Genomic DNA, 24339 nt, shown 5'->3' with positions numbered 1-24339 from the left:
CGACCATCGGCCCCGTTCACCTCAGCGCACCGCATGGTCCGGCGTTTGTCCGATGACCTGTACCACCGTGCCCTCCGGACAATTGTCATAGATCCACTGCGCATCCTGCTCGTACATGTTGACACAGCCATGGGAACCATGTACGCCCGGATCACCGCTGGCAATCGCCGGATAATTCCATGTAGCCGTGTGAAAACCCTCGCCGCCGTTGAAATAGCTCACCCATTTCACGCCCTTGGATAAGTAACGCGACCCATCATCATTCGAACCGGTCATATCCTGAACGTTGTATTTGAGGTAAATGGCAAACGTTCCCGTATCGGTCTCATGCTTGCCGGTCAGGCCAGTGCACACCGGGAACGACTTGATCAGCTGCCCCTTGTCATACACGTCGGCCATCTGCGTGGAAAGATCCACCACCACACGCATGGTCACTTGCTTTTGCGTCGTATCGAATGGTGTCACATCACCATCGACCTCAACAGTGGCGGACTTCCCCTGATGCAACGCATCCAGCACTTGAGTTACCGTCTGCTGGGTGTTCTTCACCACGATACCGTTGACACCCTTGACCGCAGCCTTTAATGACATGTTGTTGTTTTCGTCAACAATATCGACCTGACTCACCATGGTCTGGTTGAGTTCCTGAGGAATCTGCTGGTTCAAATAGTCCTGAGCCGCCTTGTCATCGTACGTCAGCGACATCGTGCCATGTTCCAAATCCGCGGCGGGGGTAATCCAAGACGCCACCACATCGACCGGCACTGTGAACGTTTTGCCGTTGGCATTTTTTATCACCAACTTATTCGCCAATCGCTGGTTTGCCTGATCCACCGTCTGCTGTGCCGAAGATTCAGTAATAGGCATCGCCACATCAGTGTAGGTGATGGACGCTCGTTGCGCTTGCCCCGGGTCACGCATCGCCTTATGGATCGCCTGCAGCACCACAGAGGTTTTGGGCGACTCGCCTTCCTTGCCCGGCACCACCACGAACGCATGCTCGTCCGCATTGTACGTCATGCTCGACGGGACCGCCTGTTCGCTATCGGTAACGAATGTGGACGTCAGATACGTCGACATCTTGTATTCATTGATACTGCCCAGCAGATCAACGGTTTGATCGGTGAACGGGTTGATGCGGTTGAACAACGAATCGTTCTTCGCGTCCAGCAGAGCGTCCACCGTACCCGGCACATCCACGTTAACGCCGAGTTGCTTCAATGTGGCGCGCACCGATTGCCCCTTATCATCGGTAACCGTGACCGTGCTGCGCGACACCGCATGACGCACCGTGTCCGTCAACTGCTCGCGCGTCTGGCCCGCGACATTCTGCACACCAAAATGCACGCCAGGAGCAGCCTTATCTTGGAAATACCAACGGGCAGCGGCCACACCGGCAACCGCCGCCACCATCAGTACGCCCACAATAGTGCCAACGATTACCCAAGGCAGCCACGGACGACGCTTTTTCAAAGCCAATGCCGACATATCATCGTCATCTTGCGCGAACTGCCCCAACCCCAAGTCCATGCCGCCGGACCACGTATCATCCGAGACGGCACTCATCGCATCCAAAGCTGCGCTTTCGCCGGCATATGCCGCAGCGTTCGACATTGCGCCGCCGTGCGCCGGCATTGCCATCGCGCTATCCTGCCCGGCCTCGCCGCCCCCGACGGCAGCCATCGGCAACGTCTGTTCACCACTGTGCAATTGCGGAACCTCTGGCTCCTGCGGCACGTGCAGCCAATGCGATGTTTCGTCGTGCGTCTGCGGTCCCCCATTATGAGTCGACGGCGTTCCGTTTCCCCACTGCAGTTCGTCAGCCATAGTTCTCCTGTGATCGTCCGGTCCCCCGTCACCCCCGATTATAGGGGTGACGAGTCACACGCATAGTCCCGCAACACTATACGCCAGGCACCCACCAAATAGACGATTCCGTCAAGGGCAAAGCTCGATGACAGCCGCGCTATAGTCCTCTGGCAACCCCTACCGTTCGTAAACACGCCGCATCAAATCCACCAAGAGCGCCGCCACACGTTCAGGATGTTCCACCGCACTGAAATGTCCGCAATCCTCAATCACCGAGAACCTTACTGACGACGCAGTCATAGCCTCGGCAATAGGACGCATCACCTCCGGATCACTTGATGGATCGACATCGCCGCACATCACCGCCGAAGGCACCTGCACCGAAGCCAGCACCGGCGACAAATCAGGCCGCCCCGCCGCCATACGCTGACGCCACGCCACCCCACGCGGATCCTGCTCGCCAATCCACCGTGCAAACGTCTCAACAAAAGCCTCGCCGCGCTTCACCGACGAGTCCCCCGGCTGCGGCTGGGCGAAATGCATCACCGCATCCACCCGACCATGCTCCTCGCAATCACGCGCCACGGCAAGCCGGTTTGCCCGCGCGGAGGCACTATCTGCCTGCGCTTTCGTGTCACACAACGCCAAACCCGCAACCATCTGCGGATGCCGGCGCTGTATATCCAGCACCACATACCCGCCCATGGAGAGACCAACCCAGACGGCGCGCTCGTATCCGGCATCGCGCAGCAGCTGCGCATAAGCGTCGGCCAGCTGATCCAGCGCCTGCGGATATGCTCCGTCGGGGTCAACCTCGTCCGCACCAGGAGCGTCAGGAATCGCGGCACCGCCAGCGCCCGGCATATCAGGCGCCCAGATGGCGAACCCCGGCAGCCCCGCCTTGTCGGCAAGCAAGACCACCTGCCGTGCACACTCATCCCACATACGATGATCGATAGGGAACGCATGCACCAATACCAACGGAATGGTACCGTTCACGTCAGTAGCCGTCATGCGGGCGGCTTCGCGATATATGGTATTGCGCAGGAATATGTTCATTGGCTGTCCTTCCTCGATGCGTGCCGCATCATACCGCACACCATGCCAATGCCTGGCGAACGATGCGGCCCGTTCCCTCGCTCATGGAGGCGATGCATTCCTGTAATTGCGGACTATCCGGCTGCATCCATGCGACGTCCAGAGTTTCGTCGCATGGACTGCAATCACCAGAAATCGGCACTACGTAGCATAGCGCGATGGCGTGCTGACGAGCATCGTAGCAGTCGCCGACACCGGGTGTCGGAAAGAATTCCGCCACCGTAAACGGCGTCATAGTTTGCGGTAAACTCGGCAGCGCCAGCTCTCCTAAGTCCTTGGCAATATTGCGGGCAATGGCCTCGCGCAGTGTTTCGTGGAACAGCACCCTCCCGGCAATCAGCTCACGTTCGACCACGCCGCCATCGCCGACGCGCAGTAGGACACCGACGGCGCTCACTCGCCCCAGTTCATCGGTGCGCACCGGCACGATTTGCACATACGGCACCGGCATATGGGCACGCAGCCATACCAGCTCCCCCGGCTGCAACCACCCCGGCGGATCGCCGCCCTGTGAGCCTCGCACAAAATCTTCAGGTGTGATGTCATCAAATTCACCACGACCGCGGCGGGGGCCGTCCTCGTCCGGATCGGGCACTTCATCATTGAGCACTGGCATGGCTCCATTATTCCATGACTTGACTCGACGCGCCCGCCACAACATTCACCGTGTGTTTTCCACGTTACTTACCATCAGCGATGCACCACATGCATGTGCCGCAACGCACGTTGCGCCACATCGCGGGATGATCCGGCACCCGAACCACGCACACCAAACAACACCAGCAATACCATGCCTAAACAAATCAGCGAACTGATGCGCAACGCCCACTGCACACCAAACACACTTGAGGCAATCGCTGCCTGCGTCCCCGTTCCCAACACCGACCGACGCCATGCCGTAAGCGCTTCCATAATAATAACCAATACCGGAGCCCCCACCGCTCCAGAAATCTGTCGCAAGGTATTCGTCACCGCTGATCCAGCAGATACCTCGGAGGGTTCCAGACAATTCAGCGCCCACGTCGTGATAGGCATCAGCACAAAACCCATTCCGATCATGCGCACGAACTGCCAAATCGACACCCACCAAATCCACGAGGTCAATGTCACCGTACTCATCATCACGGTACCAAACAACAAGGTGACGCATCCCATAAGGGCCACCGGACGCGCACCGAGCCGATCCAGAAAACGTCCGCCAAAGAACTGTGAAATTGCCTGCCCCAGCGCGCCTGGCAACATCACCAAACCACTAATGGTCGCCGAATAGCCCCTATCATCCTGGATATACAATGGCAAAATCACGGTAATAGAACTGAAGGCAAAAAAACTCAGCGACGCACAAATCGTACCGATGGTAAAACTTCGATTGCGCAGCACCCCCAAATCCAGCAGCGCAGGTTCGACATGCTTCACCGGCTTGGGCGCGCACCGCACGCAACTATCCTGCGACAGAACTTCATCGCCATGCTCCATGCGCATGGCTTCCTTATACGTCTTCGCATGGCGCAGCTGGCGCAGCACAAACCACACGATGCCAACCGCACCGATGCCCATGGGAACCCATACCATGGGATTGTCGAAAGCATACGACTCGATGTTGGTAAAGCCGAACAACATACCGCCGAAACCGAACGCCGACAGGCATACAGAGAACAAATCAGCTTTGGCGTCCGGCTCATTGACCCCAAAATTACGCAAACCAAAGAACGCCAACGACAATGACAACGCACCCGCAACCGCCAACGTCATAAAAATGGAACGCCATCCCGCCGCGTCCGTTTGCAAACCGCCCAATGTCGGCCCCAACGCCGGGGCGACGCTCATGGCCATGCCCACCATACCCATCGCCATACCACGCTTGGACAACGGGTATATGGAGAACACGGTAATCTGCAACACCGGCCACATCACGCCGGTACCCATCGCTTCCAGCGTACGTCCGGTCAGTGCAATCGGGAACGATGGCGCCAGGCACGCGCAAATCGAACCGATGGTAAACACCGTCATGGAAGTCAACACAATCTGACGCGTGGTGAAGCGGCGCGTCAAAAATGCGGTCAACGGAATCATCACACCGGTGACCAGCTGGAAAATGGAAGTCATCCACTGCCCCATGGTCACAGAAATATGAAATTCATTCACCATAGTCGGCAAGGCAGCGCTGAGCTGAAGCTGCGTAAAATTGTCGATAAACGTGATGAACGTAAGGATGGCAATGGAAACAAAAGCGGCATGCGACAAATGACCATTGACATAAGCGGCATCTCTCGTCAACACTTGAGAACGCTCCCGTACCATATAGCCTCCCTCACAATCACACCCTACGGTGCCCAACAATGGCCTAATGCTTGACGGGCATGGGGAATCAGAGTCTCTAGGTCCGGGAAGCAACCCGACCACACTATAACCAATCGTGGACTGGCATTCTCACGTGACCACTATGCGAAGCGTCCCACGCTAGACAACCTAACGTGGGACGCTTCGCACCGTAGAACTGGCGATGACGACCTTGATGTGGCCCTGCCTGCTTGGGCATCAGTACGATCGATTGACCATCCAATGAGCATAGGCCCCTTGGATGGATCCATACCGACTTGCGCAATACCCCCAGAACCATTTCAACTGCGTCTGATAGTTGGTCTGCCAGTCGGCGCCGGCGGAAGCCATCTTGCTTCCGGGCAATGCCTGAGGCAGCCCGTACGCGCCAGAGCTTGCATTGGTGGCATTGACCCGCCATCCCGACTCATGGCTGATGATATATACCGTCGCCGAGAAATCTGCTTCCGTATAGCCGTTCGACAAAAGATAGTCGTGAGCCCACTGCTGCATCTCTCCCGCAGGAACCGTCGTCCCCAAATCATTGCTACCTGTCGTCACGCCACCGGTACCCGTGCCGACCAATACGACACGGTCCACTGGAGCTTTCTTCACATACGAGGTAAATACATTCGATGAAATCACCGTATCGCCGGCTCGGGTCACCAAGCTGGTCGTCTCCATAACGCCTTCCTCGCCCTCGGTTTCAACCTTCTCCGTTCCCTTGGGCAAATCAGCAGTTTCTTTGCGCACTGTGTTGAACGCTATCGGATCTTCGGATGTTTCCACATGCGCTCCCGCACGTTCAATGGTCACCACCGTAGACTCAGTGACCTTTGTCGTCAGCGATGGCGACACCACATCATCGGGCTCGAGCGTAATGCCGCCTGCGGCAAGCACGGATTTAACATCGGTGAACCCACTTCCCAACACCACGCGGGACTTGCCGTTGATTTTCACGGTCACATACGAAGTATTGGCATCCGCACCGCGCAGGGCCTCACGGCTTTCGCTACGCGAGACACCCAAGGAATCGGTGTCGGTTGCGGAATAGGCAGTCACATGCTGCGCCAACGGGGTGTCCTGCACGTAGAAACTGCGGGTCACCACACCGCCGGTCACCACCAGCCCCGCTGCCGCCACGGTCGCCGCGATGCGAATCCACTGGCGTTTGCTCAGCGCTGAGAGCGTGGGCTTGTGTTCCTTGCGATGGCGAGTCATTATGCTCCTTGGTCGGACTACAGGGCCTCGACGGCAATGATGCCGATCTTGCGATCCACATCACGGTGCTTCGGTGCGCCGACTACGCGAAGTAGCCTCCGTCGGAACGCGCACACGAACTCTATGATAGCGAACATTGACGAAATATCTAGACACGCTAAGAAATAACTACCCTCCGCCCAGGTTCGGGCAGACGGAGCGCCACCTGGCGGAACACTACATACAACGGTGAAGCGTGACTGGACATTCGGAATCGCAGAAGTGCAATTGCACCAGCTACACGGGCAACGCAACACGACAAAGCCGCCGCACATGCGGCCGATCCTATCGACGCACATATGCGACGGCAGATATCACGGCGCACACATCATTTCATGCGCCGCACCGTCCAATAGATGGTTTACAGTGCCTGCGCCTGACTAATCACATCCTCCAAATCAGAAGCTCGCAACGCTCCCGCTTGGTTGAAAATCACCTCACCATTACGAATCACCACCAGCGTTGGCACCGCACGCACGCTTGCCGCAGCAGCCAAATCCGGGCACTGATCGACATCCACTTTGACAAAGGTGATATCAGTGTGCGCATTGCTCGCCTCTTCGAAGATTGGACCGAAGGCACGGCATGGACCACACCACGTCGCCCAGAAATCCACGAAAACGATAGGTGTGGCTTTAGTCAGCTCCTCAAAATTGTCTTGGTTGGCGATATGCACAGACATAGGTTACTCCTTTATCTCGCAGAAATGAATCCCACACACATACAAGTCGGTACCATTACCGTCTCATCGTATGCCTTTGCATCCAGCTTTCCAGATACCGGCAATATTCGCCAGCCGCTTAGCCATCAGTGGAATTCATCACGTCCGACATGAACATCAATCCTGTCCGAGGGTATGCCAATTCGGCAATACCCTCAGCGGTCAGCATCAGACCATACGACAACGGGGCCCGGGGACCGAACCTACGTCCGATTCCCAGACCCCATCCATGTTCACCGCTAACGGTCAGCGAGACTCACCGGCGACCGGCATCGCGCCGACGCTTACCGGCCACTATCGCGAATGCCAGGCCACCCAAGGCAACAACCAAACCGAGCACACCGCCCACCGCGGCACCTGTCGGCGTGGTCGCACCGTCGGAACCGCCGGCATTCGAATCGACCACATGCAGCGTCACCGTAACCGCAGCGGCGGTGCCACGCACCGTGAACGTCACGCGGTAGTCGCCAACCGTCCACTGCGCGTCAGCCGGATCGACCGCAACGGAAACCGCATCCACATCCAGCACGGCACCGTCAGCGTCACGGCCTTCGACGGCGGCACGCTCGAACAGCAACGCATCCGTCGACTTGGCCGACATCAGGTCGTTGCGCTCCACCGTCATGTCATTCGCCCCGATCATCGCCTGCGGATACTCAGGATCCATGCCGTTGCCGGATGTGTAATCCTTCACCGCGAGGTTCACCGTGGCATGGGCACGGGCACCCTCCACTTGGAACGTGACCTCATGGTTGCGCTTGGACCAGTCAATCGACGCCGAAGCCGGAGCCGCTTGACCAACCGACGCGCGGGCCTTCGTCACCGAAGCCAACGCCACACCATCGACCGTGATGTCCACTCCGGAAACATCCAGCAGCGAACCGGCCTTGTCAGTACCGTTAGCGCGCGACCGTGTCCAGATCAGTTGCGCAAGCGCGGCATCATCAGCGGACTCAACCTCACTACGCGCTGCAATGAGACTATCTGCATAGAGCGAGCTGCGATCGGCATATGCCGGATCGTTCGGATCACTCGGATCGCTCGGCGTGACAGGGCCGGTGCCCGATTCACGCACCGTGGCCAGCGACGTGCTCGACGCACCGGAAGCCACCGCGAACACCGCCTGGATCTTCGCCCCGATCTTCGCGGCCTTGACTTCGGACTTGAAGTCCGCCAGCGGCGTCTTGAGCGTCACGCCATCCACCGGCGTGGACAAATCGTCCTGCCGGTAGGCGACCGCGCCAGCACGGTAGATCAGATCCGCGGCAGTCAGCGTATCGGCCTCGCTCTTGACGACATGGAAGTCGTTGGAATACACCACCACACCGGACGCATCGGGCTTGCCGCCATGGTCGAACACCGTCATCGATACCGACGCAGACGCCGCGGTGCCCTTGATCGTGAACGTGACCACATGCGCACCCGTGGACGCAGGCCATGCGGCAGCATCCTCGCCTGTTAGTGGCTTGCCGTCGAGCTGCGCCGTGACCTTCGTGTCATCCAACGGCGCATCCTGCGCGTCGGTGCCCGAGGCCTTGGCCCGGCCATACAGCCAAGCCACGCGGTCGGCTTCCTTCACGCCCGACATCTCGTCCTTGGTGGTGACGAAGTTGCTCGCCGCAATGCCCGCCAACGGATTGTCCGGATCGCCGCCATCCTCACGCACGGTCATCGTCACCGTGGCGGACACCGTATTATTGGTGCCGTTCACGGCGAAGGTCACCTGGTAGGAGTTCTTGCTCCAATCGGTCACTTCGCTGAGTGCCTTGCCGTCCACGGTGATGGTGACGCCGGAGGCAGCCAGCTTCGTCCCATCCACGGTACGGCCCGTAGCGCGTGCGCGAGCAAACATCAGCGCCGCAACGTTCACGTTCGCCACCGTGCCATTGAGCTCGCTTCTCACCATGAAGAAGTGGTCGGCCCAAATCGACGCCTCGCCGATCGAAGGATCAACGTCCGGATCGGTTGGATCAACCGGACCGGTGCCGGAGTCACGCACGGTCATGGTCACGGTGACGGCAGTCTTGCCTTCCGTGCCCTGCACTGCGAACGTCACCTTGGCGGTGTCACCCGACTTCCACGCGTGCTGGGCGGCCGCATCCAGGCTGTCAAAGCCTTCGACCGTCACATCCACACCGGCGGCGGTCAATGCTGCGCCCGCCTTGTCGGTGCCGACCACACGCGCGTTGCGATACACCAGCGACTTGAATGCGTCGCCGGTCTGTGCAGCAGCCAATTCCGGATCACGCGACACGGCGAAATCATCCGCGTAAATCGACGATTCACCCACCGTTGGATACGTCGGATCGGTCGGATCAACCGGACCGGTACCGTTATCGCGCACCTGCATGGTGACGGTCACGTTGACCGGACCATACTGGTTACCTTCGGATTCGCCAGATGTACCGTTGACCGTGAAGGTCACCTGATAGGACGAGCGCGTCCAGCCGGCAGCCGCATCCGCGTTCGCCACACTCACCGTGGTGCCCTCGAAGGTCAGCGCATCGCCTTCCTTGGTGGTTCCGGTCACACCCGCACGCTGGTAGAGCAGCTGGTTGAGGTCTGCCGCGGAGGCGAGCGTCTTGCGCGAGACGATGAAATCATCCGCGTAGATCGACGCCTTGCCCACCACCGGGTAGCTCGGATCGGTCGGATCGACCGGGTCGGTGCCGTTGTCACGCACCAGCATGGTGGAAGTCACGCTGACCGCAGCCACATCACCGGAGCCCGTGCCGTTGACGGTGAACGTCACCGTATAGGACTTCGCATCCCAGTTGGCGACCTGGCTCGCCTGCTTGCCGTTGAACGTTACGCTCACGTCGGAGGAAGCCAGCGGAGCGCCGGTCGTCGTGGTGCCGGTCACCTTCGCTCCCTCGTAGGCGAGCTTCGCCGCATCGGCATTCTCGGCGGTCAGGTTCTTGCGCAACACCACGAACTGGTTGTTCGCGTAGATCGAAGCCTTCTGGCCGTCGCCGCTGCCACCTTCGCCGCCGTCGCCCGGATCGACCGGATCGGTGCCGTTGTCACGCACGTGCATGGCAACCGTAGCGGCGGCCGAAGTGCCGTCGAACGCAAACGTGACCGTATGCTCGTCGAGACTCCAGTCAACGCCGTTGCCGGAAGCCGCATCGGAAGCGAACACGTTGGCGATCGCAGACATCACGCGGGCCATTACCGACGTGTTGGACGGCTCGGCCAGCTTGGTACCGTCCACCTCAATGGAGACATTGTCAGCCGTGGCCGGTTCGGTGCCGTTGCGGCCGGTGACCTTCGCACGCTTGAAGAGCTGCTGGCGCACCTCCTTCTCCGTCCACTGCTCGGCGTCCGCACGCTTGACGGTGAACTCGTTGGCGAACAGTTCGGCATACTGGTTGGAACCGCCCTCGCCACCGTCGCCCGGATCGGTGGTGCCGTTGGTGTACACGCTCGCCGTCGACGTGGAGGTCGGCTGCGGATCGGTCGTGGCCTTGGCATTGGTGAAGGTCACCTCAGCCGTGGTGTTCGGCAGGGCTTCCTTCAGCTTCGCCACATCGTCGCCAGAAACCATCACGTTGTCGGTCGTATCCCCATTCAGCACGGAGGCGTAACCATTCGCGTCGACCATGATGGCCTTTGCGTTCGCACGATCGCGCAGTTCAGCGTAGTTGCCGGTCTCCGCCAGCACGGTATCGCGCTCGTTGACGCCCATGTTGAAGTCGTCGGAGAACATGCCGTACGAAATCGCGCCGTTCTCATCCGGCTGCGTCGGCTGATCGGGATCACCCGGATCGGTAGGATCGACCGGCGTGATCGTACCGTGGTCGAACACGTGCGCCGTGACCACGGCCGTCAAGGCTTTGCCGTTCGCCGAACCGTCGACGGTCGCACCGAACGTAACCTTAGCGCCATCGACGATATTGTCTACGCTTGGCTCGGCCAAATCAGTGCCGATCTTCGCCGTGACTACCTTCCGTTCGATGGACGAACCATCCTTGTACTGGCCCGCCACGTACGCACGCGTCACCAGCAGCGTGCGCAGCTCATCGGCCGTCTTGCCGGCCAGCTCGTCCTGCGACACGTACAGGTCTTGCGCGTGCAGATAGGCGCCCGTATCGGGATCGGTGGTGCCGCCCTTGGTGATGGTCACCTTGGAGGTGGTTGCGGTGGTCGATTCTGCGGTCACCGCGTAGGTGACGGAAGCATCCGTAGCGCCAGCCTTCTTGCCCTGCACATTATTAGTCACCGTAATGGTGCTCTCGTCGGAGGTAATCGGGGTCTGGTAGTCGGACGTCTTGTAGACCGTGGCCTTGCCCAGCTTGATGAGCTGCGCGTTGGTCAGCGCATCCACCTCATTCTCGCCAACCGTGAAGTCGTTCGAGAAGATGGCGTAGTTGCCGCCAACCGAACCATGCGTGTATACGGTCATCGGCACGCTGGCGGTCACGCGGCTGTCACCGGTGGCGGTGAACGTTACCGTGTATGCGCCTGCCTTCCATGCCTTGTCCGTCGTGTTCACGGAAACCGTGACCATGTCGACGGTCAGCGACGTGGTTGAGGTTGCCTGGTTGTCCTCGCCAAGCACGTTGAGGTAGCCGTTGACGCGGGCACGGTTGAACATTGCCTGCTTGACCGTATCGAGGCTGCCCGGAGTGCTGCCGCTGAGCTCGTTCAAGCCCATCGCAAAGCCTTCCGCCCAGATCGCCCCACCGGGATGGTTGCTCGGATCCTCCGGATCCGGGTCAACGGTGGTGCCGCCCGCGTGGATGGTTGCCGTGCTCTTAGCGGAAGCCTGAGTCTTGGCCTCGCCACTCTTCGGAGCCTTGAAAGTCACGTCAGCCGTGGAACCGGCCTTGGCGGTCTTCAACGCTTCAGCGCCGTCCACAGCCACATCGTTGGGAGCGTAGCTCTTGTCTTGCAGGCCATCGGCGTTCACATGGTAGGCAACGACGTTGGCGCGCTGCTGCAGATTCGGGTAGGCGTTGTCCTCACCCGCATAGAGCAGGTCGCTCGCCGCGTCCGCCTTCTGCTCGTTGACGCTCATGTCGAAGTCGTCGGAGAACACCGCATTCCATCCACCATTGCCGTCAGGAGTCAGCCCGCCGTTATCCTTCACGCTCATCGTTACCGTAGCCGTGTAGGTCTGCGCCGGATCCTCCTTGCTGGTAATGGAGAACGAGACCTCATACGAACCGTTCGCCCAAGAGGTTTCGGATTCGATGTCGGCAATGTCCTTCACCTTCACGGTCACCTTGCTGGCATCCAGCGCCGCGCCCTCGTACGTGCCGGTGACATGCGCCCAGCCGTATAGCAGTTCCTTGACCGTGGCAGCCGTCGTCGAACCATCGGCATTGGTCTTGTTCTTCAACGCATCACGCGAGATGGTGAAGTCCTGCGCGAAGATGGCGTACTTGCCGTCCTGCGAACCGTCGCCGTTCTTATAGACGGTGACCTTCGAGGTGGACTTCGCCGTGGCCTCAGGGCTCTGACCGGTGATGGAGAACACCGCCTCGGCGCCCCGCCCCGCCGTCTTGCCCCACAGAGCCTTCCCGTCAACCGCGATGTTCGCCGCATCAATCTTGGTAACCGTGCCGTTGGTGGTGTCCGTATGGTAGGCCACCACGCCAGCGCGGTTCTTGACCAGCGTCTTCGCGTCTTCGGTTTCCGAGGCGATCTCGGATTCCGTGGCCTTGAACGGGTTGGAGAAGATGGTGTAGCCGTTCTCATCCTGGCCGCCGTTGCCGTCGCCGCCACCGCCGTTGGCGAACACCGCCATATTCACGGTCACATGCGCAGCCGTACCCGTCACCGTGAAGGTCACCTGGTACGTCTTGCCCGCCTTGAGGTCAGAAGGCTTGGACACATCCGCATCGCCACCGCTGATGACAGCAGTTGCCTTGCTCGCGTCGTAGTCCTTCGGCAACACGGTCTTTCCGTCGGCTTCAAAACCGTGCGCGCCGGAGCGCTTCCACACAAGCGCGTTCAGGTCATCCATCGTGTACGCGCCGCTAGACTTCGTCATCTCTTCAAGAGAGACCGCGAAATCGGAAGCGTAGATGGAAGCATCCGTATTGGAGCCATCGCCGCCACCCTGAGAGGTCACAATCATAGTGGCCGCATCAGCCTCTACCGTCTTTGCCTGCCCATCACCGGTCTTCGGTGTCAAATAGAACACCACATTGGTATACACGCCCTCAGCTGGTTTGGCGTTCCCAAGATCGACAGCCACCTTATAATCGCTTACATCAGATCCAGATGTCTGCACACCAGCACGTTCGGCCAAGAACTCAACCAGCTCAGCATTCGTGGAGATGAAATCGCCACCAGAGGTCCACTCACCGTGGAGTTCGTTCAAACCAACCGTGAACGCGGATTTCGCACTGATGGACAAACCGGCACCTACAGTTACCCTGTCACTGGTTTCCGACACGAAGCTCTGTTGCGTATACCACGTGTAGTTGTGGCCTTCGGTCTTCTGGTCGGAATACGCCACACGGAACAGGTAAGTGCCCGCTGGAGCGGTATAGACCCATTGGGTACTTTCTGCAGTGGACTCCTTGTTCAAAACGACCGGAGACCAGGTCTTACCGTTGTTCGACGAAACTTCGTACAGCGATTCCACGTTTCTGCCATCGGGGTCAGACGTGTTGATGTATTTGCCATCAAACCCGGTGACAGAACCATTCTGCCCTTGAAGCTCTGGGTTCGTTGCCGTCAGGTCCACCGGGCGATCGGCACGCACTGGCACATCGTACTCGGTGTTAGCATGCTGGTCAGATACCAGCGTGCTATCCACGCCACGGGCGTAGAACCATACTTGTTGACCTTCATGCCCCGACACGCCCACTGTCGTGCGGGAGCTGGCTTTAGCCCGCCGCAAAGACTTGGAAACAGTCAGCTGATTCGAAGTGATGGTAACTTGACCATCGCCCTCCGCAACCGTAGCGTTCCAGCTAATGGTTTCCTTGTTCAGCCCAGGCGTGTGATCAATCTGCACATCAGCGACGTTCGCGCCGGTAGTGGCCGTAGAACCAACGCTCACCGTGGACGGAGCCGTCCACGTGACGTTGGACGCGTCCGAGGAAGGCGCGTCATCCTTGTACACCTCGTCAGCGTTGTTGGTCGAGGTGGGCACGAACCGTGCCGTCACCTGATACTTCGAGTTCGCCGACAAACCGGACGCACTGGTCGATGTCGTAGCCTCCGCTTCGGCAGGAACAGTACCCTTGCCGCCATCCGCAGCGGACAGCGTATACTGCACCACCGGCGCATACTGCGCACCTACACGGGAGTCAGCCGGATCGGCGTCTTCCGCCACCGGTTCGCCAGCGCCATTCTCGATGTAACCAGCAACGGACTTCCAGCCCAACGCCGAATTAGTCGTCTTGGACGAATCCCACTGCGGAGCATCAGCCTTAGCCTTGGACAACGATGCCTTGACCAAGGTCAGAGCATTCGCCGTGGCTTCAGCGGACTGTCCGTTACTTGACGAGCCTAAACCGCCGGATAGCTTCACGGAGAAGGTACCGTCAGCCATGGTTCCATCGCTGTCCGCGCCCTTGACCTGACCCGGGCCAGCCTCCGCCAGTTCGACTTGCTTGCCATTGAAATCCTGCGTGCTGGTGATGGCCGTCACGGTCGGATTGGCAATCTCAACCCAGTTGTTGTTCTCATCGTAGGCGCGCACGTTCATCTGCTGCTTGATCCAGTCGTACAGGTTCGTGGCGTGCAGATCCTTCTGCGGCAACGTGATCTTCGCGCTATCCCAGAACAGGTTCGGCGTGCCGTATTCAGACACATGTACGCTTGCCTTCGGCGACAGGGAGACTGCCTGAGCGCTGCCGTTCGACACACTGATGCTGGCTTCGAACGTGTAGTCGCCCTTCTTGGTCAGCTTGTCAGCCGGCTTGGCCGACTCAACATCATTGACCTTGAAGTCGTTCAACGTAACCGCATGGGACTTGTCGACCTGCGGATCGTCCTCGGTCGCGTCATACACCACGCTCTGCACGCCGTTCTCATCCGTGTGATATACGGTCAGACCAAGCGTCTTGGCCGTGGCAGATGCACTATCAAAGCCACCCTTCTTCACATCCTCCAAAGTCGTCGCATAGTTGTGCAACGTCGCCGTGTAGCCGCCATTGGTAGCCGTCTGGTCGTCGGAGGTCACCACCAAGGAGACCGGAATCTCCAAAGTAACCTTCTGCACCGTCTTGGACTGGTTGCTGGCTTCGTACTGATAGGTCACCGTGATGATGCCAGAATACTTGCCTTGCGACAAGCCCTGCTTGATGGACACACCCTTGTAGACAGCGCCCTTGGCCGCATTCGTAGAGACGATGGTATTCCCGCCCGACCACGAAGCACCATCCAAGAACAGCCAGTCGCCCTCGGACGCCTTCGAACTGGTGGTGTCCTTGAACGCCACATCGCCCAAGGTGAACACGCCACCGTCAGTGTACATCTCCGGCTTGAAGGTCAGATCCTTCGTAACGGCCGCATCCTTCAGCGCGTTTTCCGTCAGCGTGGCGGGCAGCGGGTTCGTCACCGAGAGGTTGTAATCCTCCAAGCGGGCGATCATGTGCAGCTGCACCTTGTTCCAACCCAACTGGGAATCAGAATCCGTGGGCTGTTCAGGAGTCGGATTGTCCTTCTTACCCTCCTTGCCGTCGGTACGCTTCAACTCTTCGGCAGTGTATGGAGTCACCGAGCAACCCTCGGTACCTGTCTTGACAATCCGGTCGAGATTGCTCTTAAGGCTAGCGGCCTCGTCCCACCGCTCGTCTGTATTCACGCAATCCGTGATGAATTGCTGCGAGTACTCGGAGCTTGAGTCGCCTTGCGCCGTGGTGCTTGGATAGTACCCCGACACCAGCCACTTGGACGTATCGTCCGTGTACTTCTTGGTCGCCTCCGAGTTATCCACCGGGTTGACGGTCACATCCGGGAACTTCGAGGCTCCCAAGACGTAGCTTGCACGGTGGAACGTGCTGTTGCCGTTACGGAACAGTTGCTGCTCAACGAACGCACGATGTGCCTTATCGTCATTGGAACTATCCTTGGCCGCACCGTTCGAGTCGCCAATCTGGAAGTTCACCACATACGTACCGTTGTCATAGGTATACACCGCACCAAATTTCACGCCGTTCATATCGCGCCAGCCATGCGACGTGGCAGGATAATTCGTTTCCGTGCCACTGGTCAGATGCAGACCATAGACACTGGGATCCACCGCCCAAATACCACCAATTGGTGAGGCAACCTGGAATGCCTGGCTTTGCTTACCGTCCTGACTGAACAGTTTCCATGGGTCGCGCACGTAATCCGTGCTAGAGGCGGCCTTGGCGGTCTTGCCGGACTTCTTGGAAACGGACGCCACCGATGCCTGATAGCCCACCGAAGCATCCTCCGGGTCAACCGGCGTCTCGTCCGTTCCCAGCTGCGGGAAGTAGGTCTTGATGTCTTCAGCACTCGTAGGCCACTTATCATCACCAAGATACGAGGTACGCACGGTTTCGCTCCAGCGTACGTACTGCGTGGTTGGCACGGTAGGATTACCCAAATCAGGCTTAGTCGCCCCGTCAGGCATATTCGAATCATCAAATCCGACGTACCAGGTGACCCACACCTTGCGCTCGCGGAACGTGGATGTGATCGTCGCATCACCAGTCACCTGCACGCTTGTCTTTTCATACGCTGCGTTCAGGCCACTGGCGTCGAGACCAGCGTTGCCGCCCGGTTCGGCCGTTCCAATGGTGCCACCTTGTCAGCAGTATCGCTGGCAGCCTTGGTGTTATCGATCTGCACCATGTCATAGCCAGGCGTCTCCCAATCACCCTGAGAAGAACCAAACTTTGGCATGGTATAGGTAGCCGCGCCAAACGTATCACTCTTGTCATTGTAGGACGCCTTGGCCCAGCCTGAGCCGACACCCGTAGCGTCCTGTCCGGCCTCGTGCGCACCACCCTGCGTGTAGTCGTTCACGATGGACGAGAATTTGTCGGTCTCATCCGTGATCCCACCGTTCTCCTTCTGCAAACGGCCCAAACGGAAAATCTTCACCGTGTTGAGATCATTGCCTGTTCCAGGATCCTTGCCGGCATCCACCGAGCCAACGCTACCGCTCTCCAGCTCGGTCTTATACGTAACCTTGTAATACTGCTGGATCACGATGGACTTGCTCGCACGACCGTGGAACAGTTGCTTGGACGTATCCGCCGCCAAACGCACCTGGTGGGCACCGGCGTAATCATCGGAATAGTTCACGCCCTGACCATTGGATACCCATTCGCCACCCTTATGGGTATGCTCCACGTTACGTCCGTCGGGCACATTGGTCGCCGTCAAGCGCCCCTTGCCGTTTTCGCCATACGCATCGGTTGCCGTCACGCCTGGAGCCGCCGAACGTGTAGTCAATTCCAACGGTATAGAGGTTGCATTGTGGTTTGCGTCCCCAGCACGGGTGAGTGTCAGCGTAACCTTGGTGTCAGGAGTGCCCCACTCATTGACCGTTGCGGCACGTGCCTTCTTCGATGCCTTGAACTCAGCGCTATTTGCAGTGCTGTCCAAGGCTTTGGTCAGCGTCAGCGTCATCTCCTGACCAGCCGATGCCGCCGGCTTGAGAACCTGGCTTTGTTGGACGTCGGAAGGCAGACCAGCCAAAGTCACTTCGGACTGTTCGGTCACCGTACTCGAGCCGGTCACCTGCACGGTTTCGTTAGCATAGTTCACATCGCCAAACGCAAGATCCCAATCAGCCTTCTTGATGGTCAGCGTCGCGGTCAGCGTCGTCGACTTGATGTTGCCGCCAATATTCAGACCTGCGTCAGTGCCGCCATCATAGGTGACCGTGAATTGTGCGGTGTATGTACCGGCATTCCACGTCACTCCTGAGGACTTGGGCTCACCAGTTAGGTCAGACACTGCAGGCGCGCCTTGAACCGGAATATCCAGCCATGTCAAATCATTAGCCACATCCGAGCCCACAGCCTGGAACTTCTGCGACGTCGGAGACACCTTGATAATACGAGCTCCAGTATCAAGCCCCGTCTTGAGCTTGAAGGTCATATTCTTCGCGGCCTCGCCATACGTGAGAGTCTGCTCGGCGGAAGCCCACGACGAGGAGTAATTGGTGGCCGTGGACTCCCACTTGGGAACCAACGTTACGCTTGTTCCAGTACCTATGATATCGGCAATCTTCGTGGTATCGGCAACATCTTTAGTCTCTTGACCGACAGCAGTATCAGACTTAACTTGCCAGCCGAGGAACTTATAACCGCCGTTGGAATCCGTCTTGTAGAACGGAACTACCATGGAAGATTCATCCGGAAGATTATTCCTCGCGCCCGGCTTCGGCAGAGTGCCTACGGTACCGGAAACGGAGCCTTTGCGCGTGGTTGCCCACGCATATGATGTTTCCAGTTTCTCTTGAGACAAGTCCCCAACGAACTGCACGCCGTTGCCGCTTCCATCCGCTGCGGTCACATAGTCAAACTTAACCGTAATAGTACTACGGTTGAACGTGTACGTGATGGTAGTAGCGCCATTCAACGTGATGGCATGTCCCGAAGGCACGGCAGACGTCTGACCTTGCCCCACTTGGTAGGTGGCAGAAGTAAGACTATACCCTTCGGCCTTAAGGTCATCCCATGGCACACTGTATTGGAAAGAAGTAGCGTTGCCCTCGATAACCGTTGATTCAGGCGCCGATGTCGAGCCTTGCTTCACCTTATCCTTAATATCGTTCTTGGCATCATCCTGATATTTGAACTTCACCGTGTACTCTTGCTTGACCGTCACCGTCGCATAAGACGAGGCAAATTGGCTGTCGGTTGCCTGCTGGCGCACCCAATAGGTACCCGGTTCCACAGAAGCCTCGTGGCCGGAATCGCCAAGTTTAGTCCACGTTTCAGGACGTCCAGCACCAGTTCCGTTATCCGGCTTCTTCTTGTACTCATACGTGGTATTGAGATTGTTTTGCTGGACCGAAATCTTGCCCTTCTCACCATCCTTAGCGTTGGTGACATTCACTTCCCCAACGCCTGTACCTATGGTAGGTGCTGCTGGACGATCATCTACCGTATACTGCCTGCTGGCTTGCTCATAGGCACCGTCCGCCTCCTTGGACAACGTGAACGTGTGCGGTGAAGCCCCCGGCAGCAAAGAAGATACCGAATATTCAGTGCCATCAGCATTTACTGACTGGACAGCCCCACCATCCATGCCATCGAGCTGTCCACCAGATATCTGAGATAACGTCCAGTCATTCTTATCATCGTCGGCAGTTCCAGAGAACGTCACGCTTTCGTTCTTGTAATTGGTGGTCATCGTAGGCGTGTTACGCGTCTTACGATTCACCGAAGCCGTAACCGTAACGGACGTTGTGGTCGTGTAATTCCATCCGCCCTGCTTAGATCCCGCATCAAATGTAAGAGTCAGTGTATCCTGAATGGCATTATTCGGCGCATCGGTGCTTTTCAACCCAATTTCAAAACTTATCACGTTATCTGAAGAGGCAATACCGTTACCAATCGACGTGATTGTTTTAAATGCAGAAGAGCTTCCGTTACTCCACGTCGTGGAAATAAGGCGAGGCGTTAACATTCCCGACGAACCACCACCATTAGGCCCTTCGGTAGAGACCATTTTCGGGGTAATATTAACCGTCACTGAAGTTTTAGCCGCGGCAACATCAGAACCTGTGTTGACCGAAATCTTGTTTACTGGCTGCACATCCGTCGTGAACGAACGTTCCGTCCATGAGGCATACAACTTCACTACTTTGTTCTGAATAGTCCAGCTACCGTCACTGGCGGGTTTCCATGATTTATCGACACGTTTTTGAGCGCAGCCGCTATTCGCTGGATTAGCCGCACAATCCTCACTCATGTACCAACCGGCTAAGTAGTTCTTTGTCCACGAGCCTGATGCCGTCGACCACACATTCATGACCGGCGATGTACCACTTTTATTGGAAGCTGCCTTGTTATCGCTCAACACCGGAAGGTTTCCGCCGCCGTTAATCGCCTGAGTTAGTGATTGACCCGGCGTAATGGAGTATGTCCACCAAGATTCAGAAGGTTGATCCGAAGTCAACGTGCTCGCATCAGCCCCGGTCTTCCACACGAATTGTACAGATGTAAAGTCAGCAGTCCATTGCGCAGTCAGTACTACATCGCCATACGGCATCTTGACCTGCTGTCCAGATCGGTACGTCCAGCCAAGACCAAGTTCCGTGTTGTCACCGCCGTTGCCTTTACTCGCTCCGTCGTATGATGAACCGTTTAAGGAGGTAACCATCCATCCAGCGAAGGTATAGTTCGTCTTTGTCGGTGTCGCGGAAGGCAACTGGACGGAGTCTCCCTTTTGCTTTCCCGTGATGGAAACAATGGAGTTAGATCCGGATCCTCCATTGAGATTAAACGTTATTCCCGAGAGACGATTGTAATTTGCCCAGCTCAGCTCGTAACAGGTGCTACTTACGGCGCCAGACTGACAATTCATTGTCTTACTTACCGGAGAAGTATAATTGCTTTTCGTCTTCTGCCACTGCACGTTGTTCGAATCGGTCAAGGTCTCCGGTATCTCCGGCGAGGCAAAAGATGCGCCTACCGGGACAACCGTCCCCTTGGTCAGTTCCGTACTTAACGCATATGAACCATCGGACTGCTGCAAGTACGCAGCGTAATATCCTTGAGCAAGCGCACCTTCATTCGGAATATTAGACCATAATGCAGTAAGTGTCAGAGCATGGTTAGCTTGACCATCATGGTAATTCATATCGAGGCGAGAATCTTCTTGGAATAGATTGACTTGCTCGCCTGGATACAATGTCGTCGTTTTTCCATTCGCCGTCTCTAGCTGCCAGCCGATGAATGTTTTCTGCGAATCACTAGTCGTCGGTTTTTGAGAAGAGACGGATAGGATCGGTTCTGTAACGCTGTATGATGCGTTATCACTCGGAACGTTTCCCACCCCCTGGGCATTTCCACCCGCATATTTGACCGTAAACGTCATTCGACTCGTTTGTAGGTTAAATGAGGTGAGGCCTGATCCCCATGTGGCCGAAGACGTGTTGTACCACCATCCATCATCTTTATAGGTGAAGGATATACTCGACGAACCCAACGTCGCCCCTTGCAGAGCATAGTAATCATCGGTTTTTACGCGAAGGTATACTTTCGACTTGTTGACGAAGAACTTCGAATACACCGCTTCGCCAAAATCACGCCATTGACAATTACCATTGGGACTTCCGTCCGAAGTAGGATCCGCATAGCATAACTGCTCATTATTGCCCGGATCCGTACCTCCCCAATATTGCACAGTCGCACCCGAATGAGTACCCAACGCTACAGAACCCTGCGATGTAAAAGAGGAAAGGATTTTGACGCGAATGTAAGAATGCACATTAGAGATCTCTATAGTGAAATTTGAACGGGAAGCGTCGGTATCATCGTTAATCTTTTCTGAAGGAATCTGCCATGCCGTGATTTTTACAGTCATGCCACTGTTGTAATTTTGCGTCAGTTTCGTCGTCTTAGCAGCTGACTCCCCTACGGCTGTCGGTATTGTCACGACCTCGCCGTTGACCGATATAGCTACCGGCTTCGAGGCGTATTTATCAGCAGTGGACCATACGCTGTACTGCTGTTGAATCACTGCGGTCGCACCATAATCCACCTTTTGCGCCGAAGAATCCGTCAACCCCAGGTCACTGTATACCGTACCACTAAACGAACCACCAAAACCTGTTGCCGCAGTATAGCCGGGGTGCTTGCTTAGGGTATCGACCGTGGCGCTCTTTTTCCATATATTGCTCGACGAACCATTCTGACGCAACCTAAGCAAATAGGCGTTCCCATCTTCGGTAAAATTAGTACTTGCTACCGGACTCGGAATGGGCATAGGCGCATCCACGGCGACATCTACCTTACCGCTGCCTCCCTTGCTCTTGTCATTGGTTCCTACGCATTTGCTGAAATCAATGGTGATTGAGCCATCCGATGTGGTTGCATTGGCCGCAGTGCTAATCTTATACGTTTGGTATACGTCGTAACCGCTTCCCGTATATTCAGGAGTATCCGTCATACGGGTCAACGTCACCCCGCTGGGTAATCCAGCTTGGCTCGTACCCGATACTGGGTCGAACCAATATCCACGCGTATCGACACGTACGGACAGCAACGCTTCTCCGCCTTTCTTCGGCAACGCTGTCGGCGCATTCAACAAGGTAACATTCTGCTGGTTATCGAATCCTTTATACGTAATCTGATACACATCGGCGCCAGAGACCTTAGAGGTAAAATTAAAGTAGGCAATTTGTCCCCTAGACGAATCTAACTGAAAATATGCATCGATATTCGAAACAGCGTCTGCCACCTGCACAGGTTCTCCCATAGCAGCAACACTTGCCTGACCATCAACGAGATGGTATAGAATCTTGCCGTTTTGTGTTGTCAGATAGTCAATTTTGTAATCAGACGTACCAATACGGACATATGCCGCATCATAGTTATAGGCACTCAGACTCAAGTCAGCTGGGAAATTCACAAAATCGCTCGACGAGATACTATTTCCTATCGCACCGCCCTTAAAGGTGACTTCCTCGTCAGAGGTGCTTCCCTCCAGACGAATATAGGCGGTTGTATTTGCCGCCGTCGGCGCAGAAGCCTGGCTGTCCGTGCCATCGCTGGCTTTGCTCTCGGACAACGCTTGCGCTTTGGCCTCCTTGGCCATGGTGTAGCTTGCGGGTTCGGACTCCAGTGTCCATGTTGGAACGAGCACATGAGTGCTTCCCAATTGCATGATGTCATCCGACCCGGCGACGGCGTAACGGACCGTCCCGTCTTCGTCACGCTTGTCAGCGGCAATCACACGATACGGATTGCCCCACGAATCACGCAGTATGCTGCCACGTTCCGTATCATACACATACGTTCCTTGATAGGACGAGGGATCAGCGGCAGCTTTCGCCAACGCCGCGGATTCGTCTGACGTAGTGTTGTCGGTTGTTTCCAACTGTGGCGCGAACGTACCTTGCGACGTTGCCTGCGCTGTGCTTGGCACCAACAGTTGTGCCAGAGGCATCACCATATGTGAAGCCGATTCCACCAACGCGCGCACTACGGTTCCACCGGCCACATACTGCACTGCCGCAGAAACCGCTTCGCCCGGGGTCACGTCATTGCTCGCAGTCGTGTCCGACGACGCGGCACCGGCACCGGAAGTGCCGTCAGCCGACTGATCCGATGTCGCATCGGATGACGCAGCGTCTTCTGCGGAAGACGCTGACTGCTCATTGTCGGCCGTAGCATCGGCGCCCGCCGTTGCATCGCCTTCTTGCGCGTTGTTGTCGGCAGGATCTTCGGCAGACGTCGTATCTTCCGTCGTACTTGTTTCGTTGTCGTTCGACGTTGTCTGCTCTTGCCCATCCGAAGCATCGGACGAATCCTGCGTGGCGTCCGAGATACCGTCACCAGATTGAGATTGTACTTGAGATTGTGCTTGAGCCACGGCATCATCGTCGCTAAGCGCTCCGCCTGCGAACGTCACATCAATACGCCCATCGTCGGCCGACGCATTGGTTCGGTCGTTCTGCAAACCGTATCCCTGCACATCCGCTTGCATGGGAACCTGCAGACTCCCCGCAGCGAGCACATCCGACAGCCCGACATCAGACAGTACAACGTCTCCCGTCGGCCCTTCCGAATCAGACACCGCTGCATATGCAGGTGAGCTTCCTATCATCATCATGGGGGCCAACAACACACCGACCGCCACCTTCAACGCTCCACGCATCATGCACCTTCCTCGAACGTTGTACTTTTTCTCTTGGCGGGGATTGTTCAAGGCATGACAAAACCCTCGCCAATGACGACTATTTCTCAGTATAGGGAAAAACGACTACATATGCTTTAGACAGTATTGCGATTATTGACTACCCATCGGGATGCCACACGCGTGTCTTTAATTGAAATTCCCCTTTTGCCGTTAAGCGATATCACAATATTCTTGCATATCGGCCATCTTATAGTAAAACGTTTTTCACTATTATATTGCATTCTTATGAAGATTGACAGTATTCCTCACTATGGTTTAGCCATCCGCACTTTTCTTTGTGTTGGCACGTGGAGCACGCCCTGCGAGAACCGGGC

8 protein-coding genes are annotated in these 24339 nt (G+C 56.9%); all 8 read right to left on the bottom strand.

Translation table 11 applies throughout. The features are described 5' to 3' along the window. Positions 1-21: 21 nt before the first annotated feature. The 8 genes from AC1AWK_RS01105 to AC1AWK_RS01070 all read right to left on the bottom strand — a co-directional run bounded on the left by AC1AWK_RS01105 (position 22) and on the right by AC1AWK_RS01070 (position 23986). Complete coding sequence (locus AC1AWK_RS01105; RefSeq protein WP_476567478.1) at positions 22-1827, bottom strand: L,D-transpeptidase; 1806 nt, start codon at positions 1825-1827, stop codon at positions 22-24. A 159-nt stretch (positions 1828-1986) separates the two neighbouring features. Beyond that, positions 1987-2868, bottom strand: coding sequence for an alpha/beta fold hydrolase (locus AC1AWK_RS01100; protein WP_476567477.1), 882 nt, complete (start codon positions 2866-2868; stop codon positions 1987-1989). Positions 2869-2896: 28 nt separating this feature from the next. Further along, positions 2897-3523 carry a DUF4916 domain-containing protein gene (locus AC1AWK_RS01095; protein WP_476567476.1) on the bottom strand — a complete coding sequence of 209 codons (627 nt, stop codon included), beginning with the start codon at positions 3521-3523 and terminating at the stop codon, positions 2897-2899. A gap of 74 nt (positions 3524-3597) precedes the next feature. Further along, a complete protein-coding gene (locus AC1AWK_RS01090) occupies positions 3598-5208 on the bottom strand; it encodes an MDR family MFS transporter (RefSeq protein WP_476567475.1) in 1611 nt (536 codons plus the stop codon). A gap of 237 nt (positions 5209-5445) precedes the next feature. After that, positions 5446-6447, bottom strand: coding sequence for an aggregation-promoting factor C-terminal-like domain-containing protein (locus AC1AWK_RS01085; RefSeq protein ID WP_476567474.1), 1002 nt, complete (start codon positions 6445-6447; stop codon positions 5446-5448). 400 nt (positions 6448-6847) lie between these two features. Further along, the gene (gene trxA / locus AC1AWK_RS01080) at positions 6848-7168 is read right to left on the bottom strand and encodes a thioredoxin (protein WP_476567473.1); all 321 of its coding nucleotides are present in this window, start codon (positions 7166-7168) and stop codon (positions 6848-6850) included. 295 nt (positions 7169-7463) lie between these two features. Next, complete coding sequence (locus AC1AWK_RS01075; RefSeq protein ID WP_476567472.1) at positions 7464-16856, bottom strand: hypothetical protein; 9393 nt, start codon at positions 16854-16856, stop codon at positions 7464-7466. 29 nt (positions 16857-16885) lie between these two features. Beyond that, positions 16886-23986 carry an InlB B-repeat-containing protein gene (locus tag AC1AWK_RS01070; RefSeq protein ID WP_476567471.1) on the bottom strand — a complete coding sequence of 2367 codons (7101 nt, stop codon included), beginning with the start codon at positions 23984-23986 and terminating at the stop codon, positions 16886-16888. Between the last annotated feature and the right edge of the window lie 353 nt (positions 23987-24339).

This window comes from Bifidobacterium sp. LH_491, assembly GCF_056356495.1.
The sequence above is the reverse complement of the archived record's forward strand: the minus strand, read 5'-3'. Positions and strand labels throughout refer to the sequence as shown.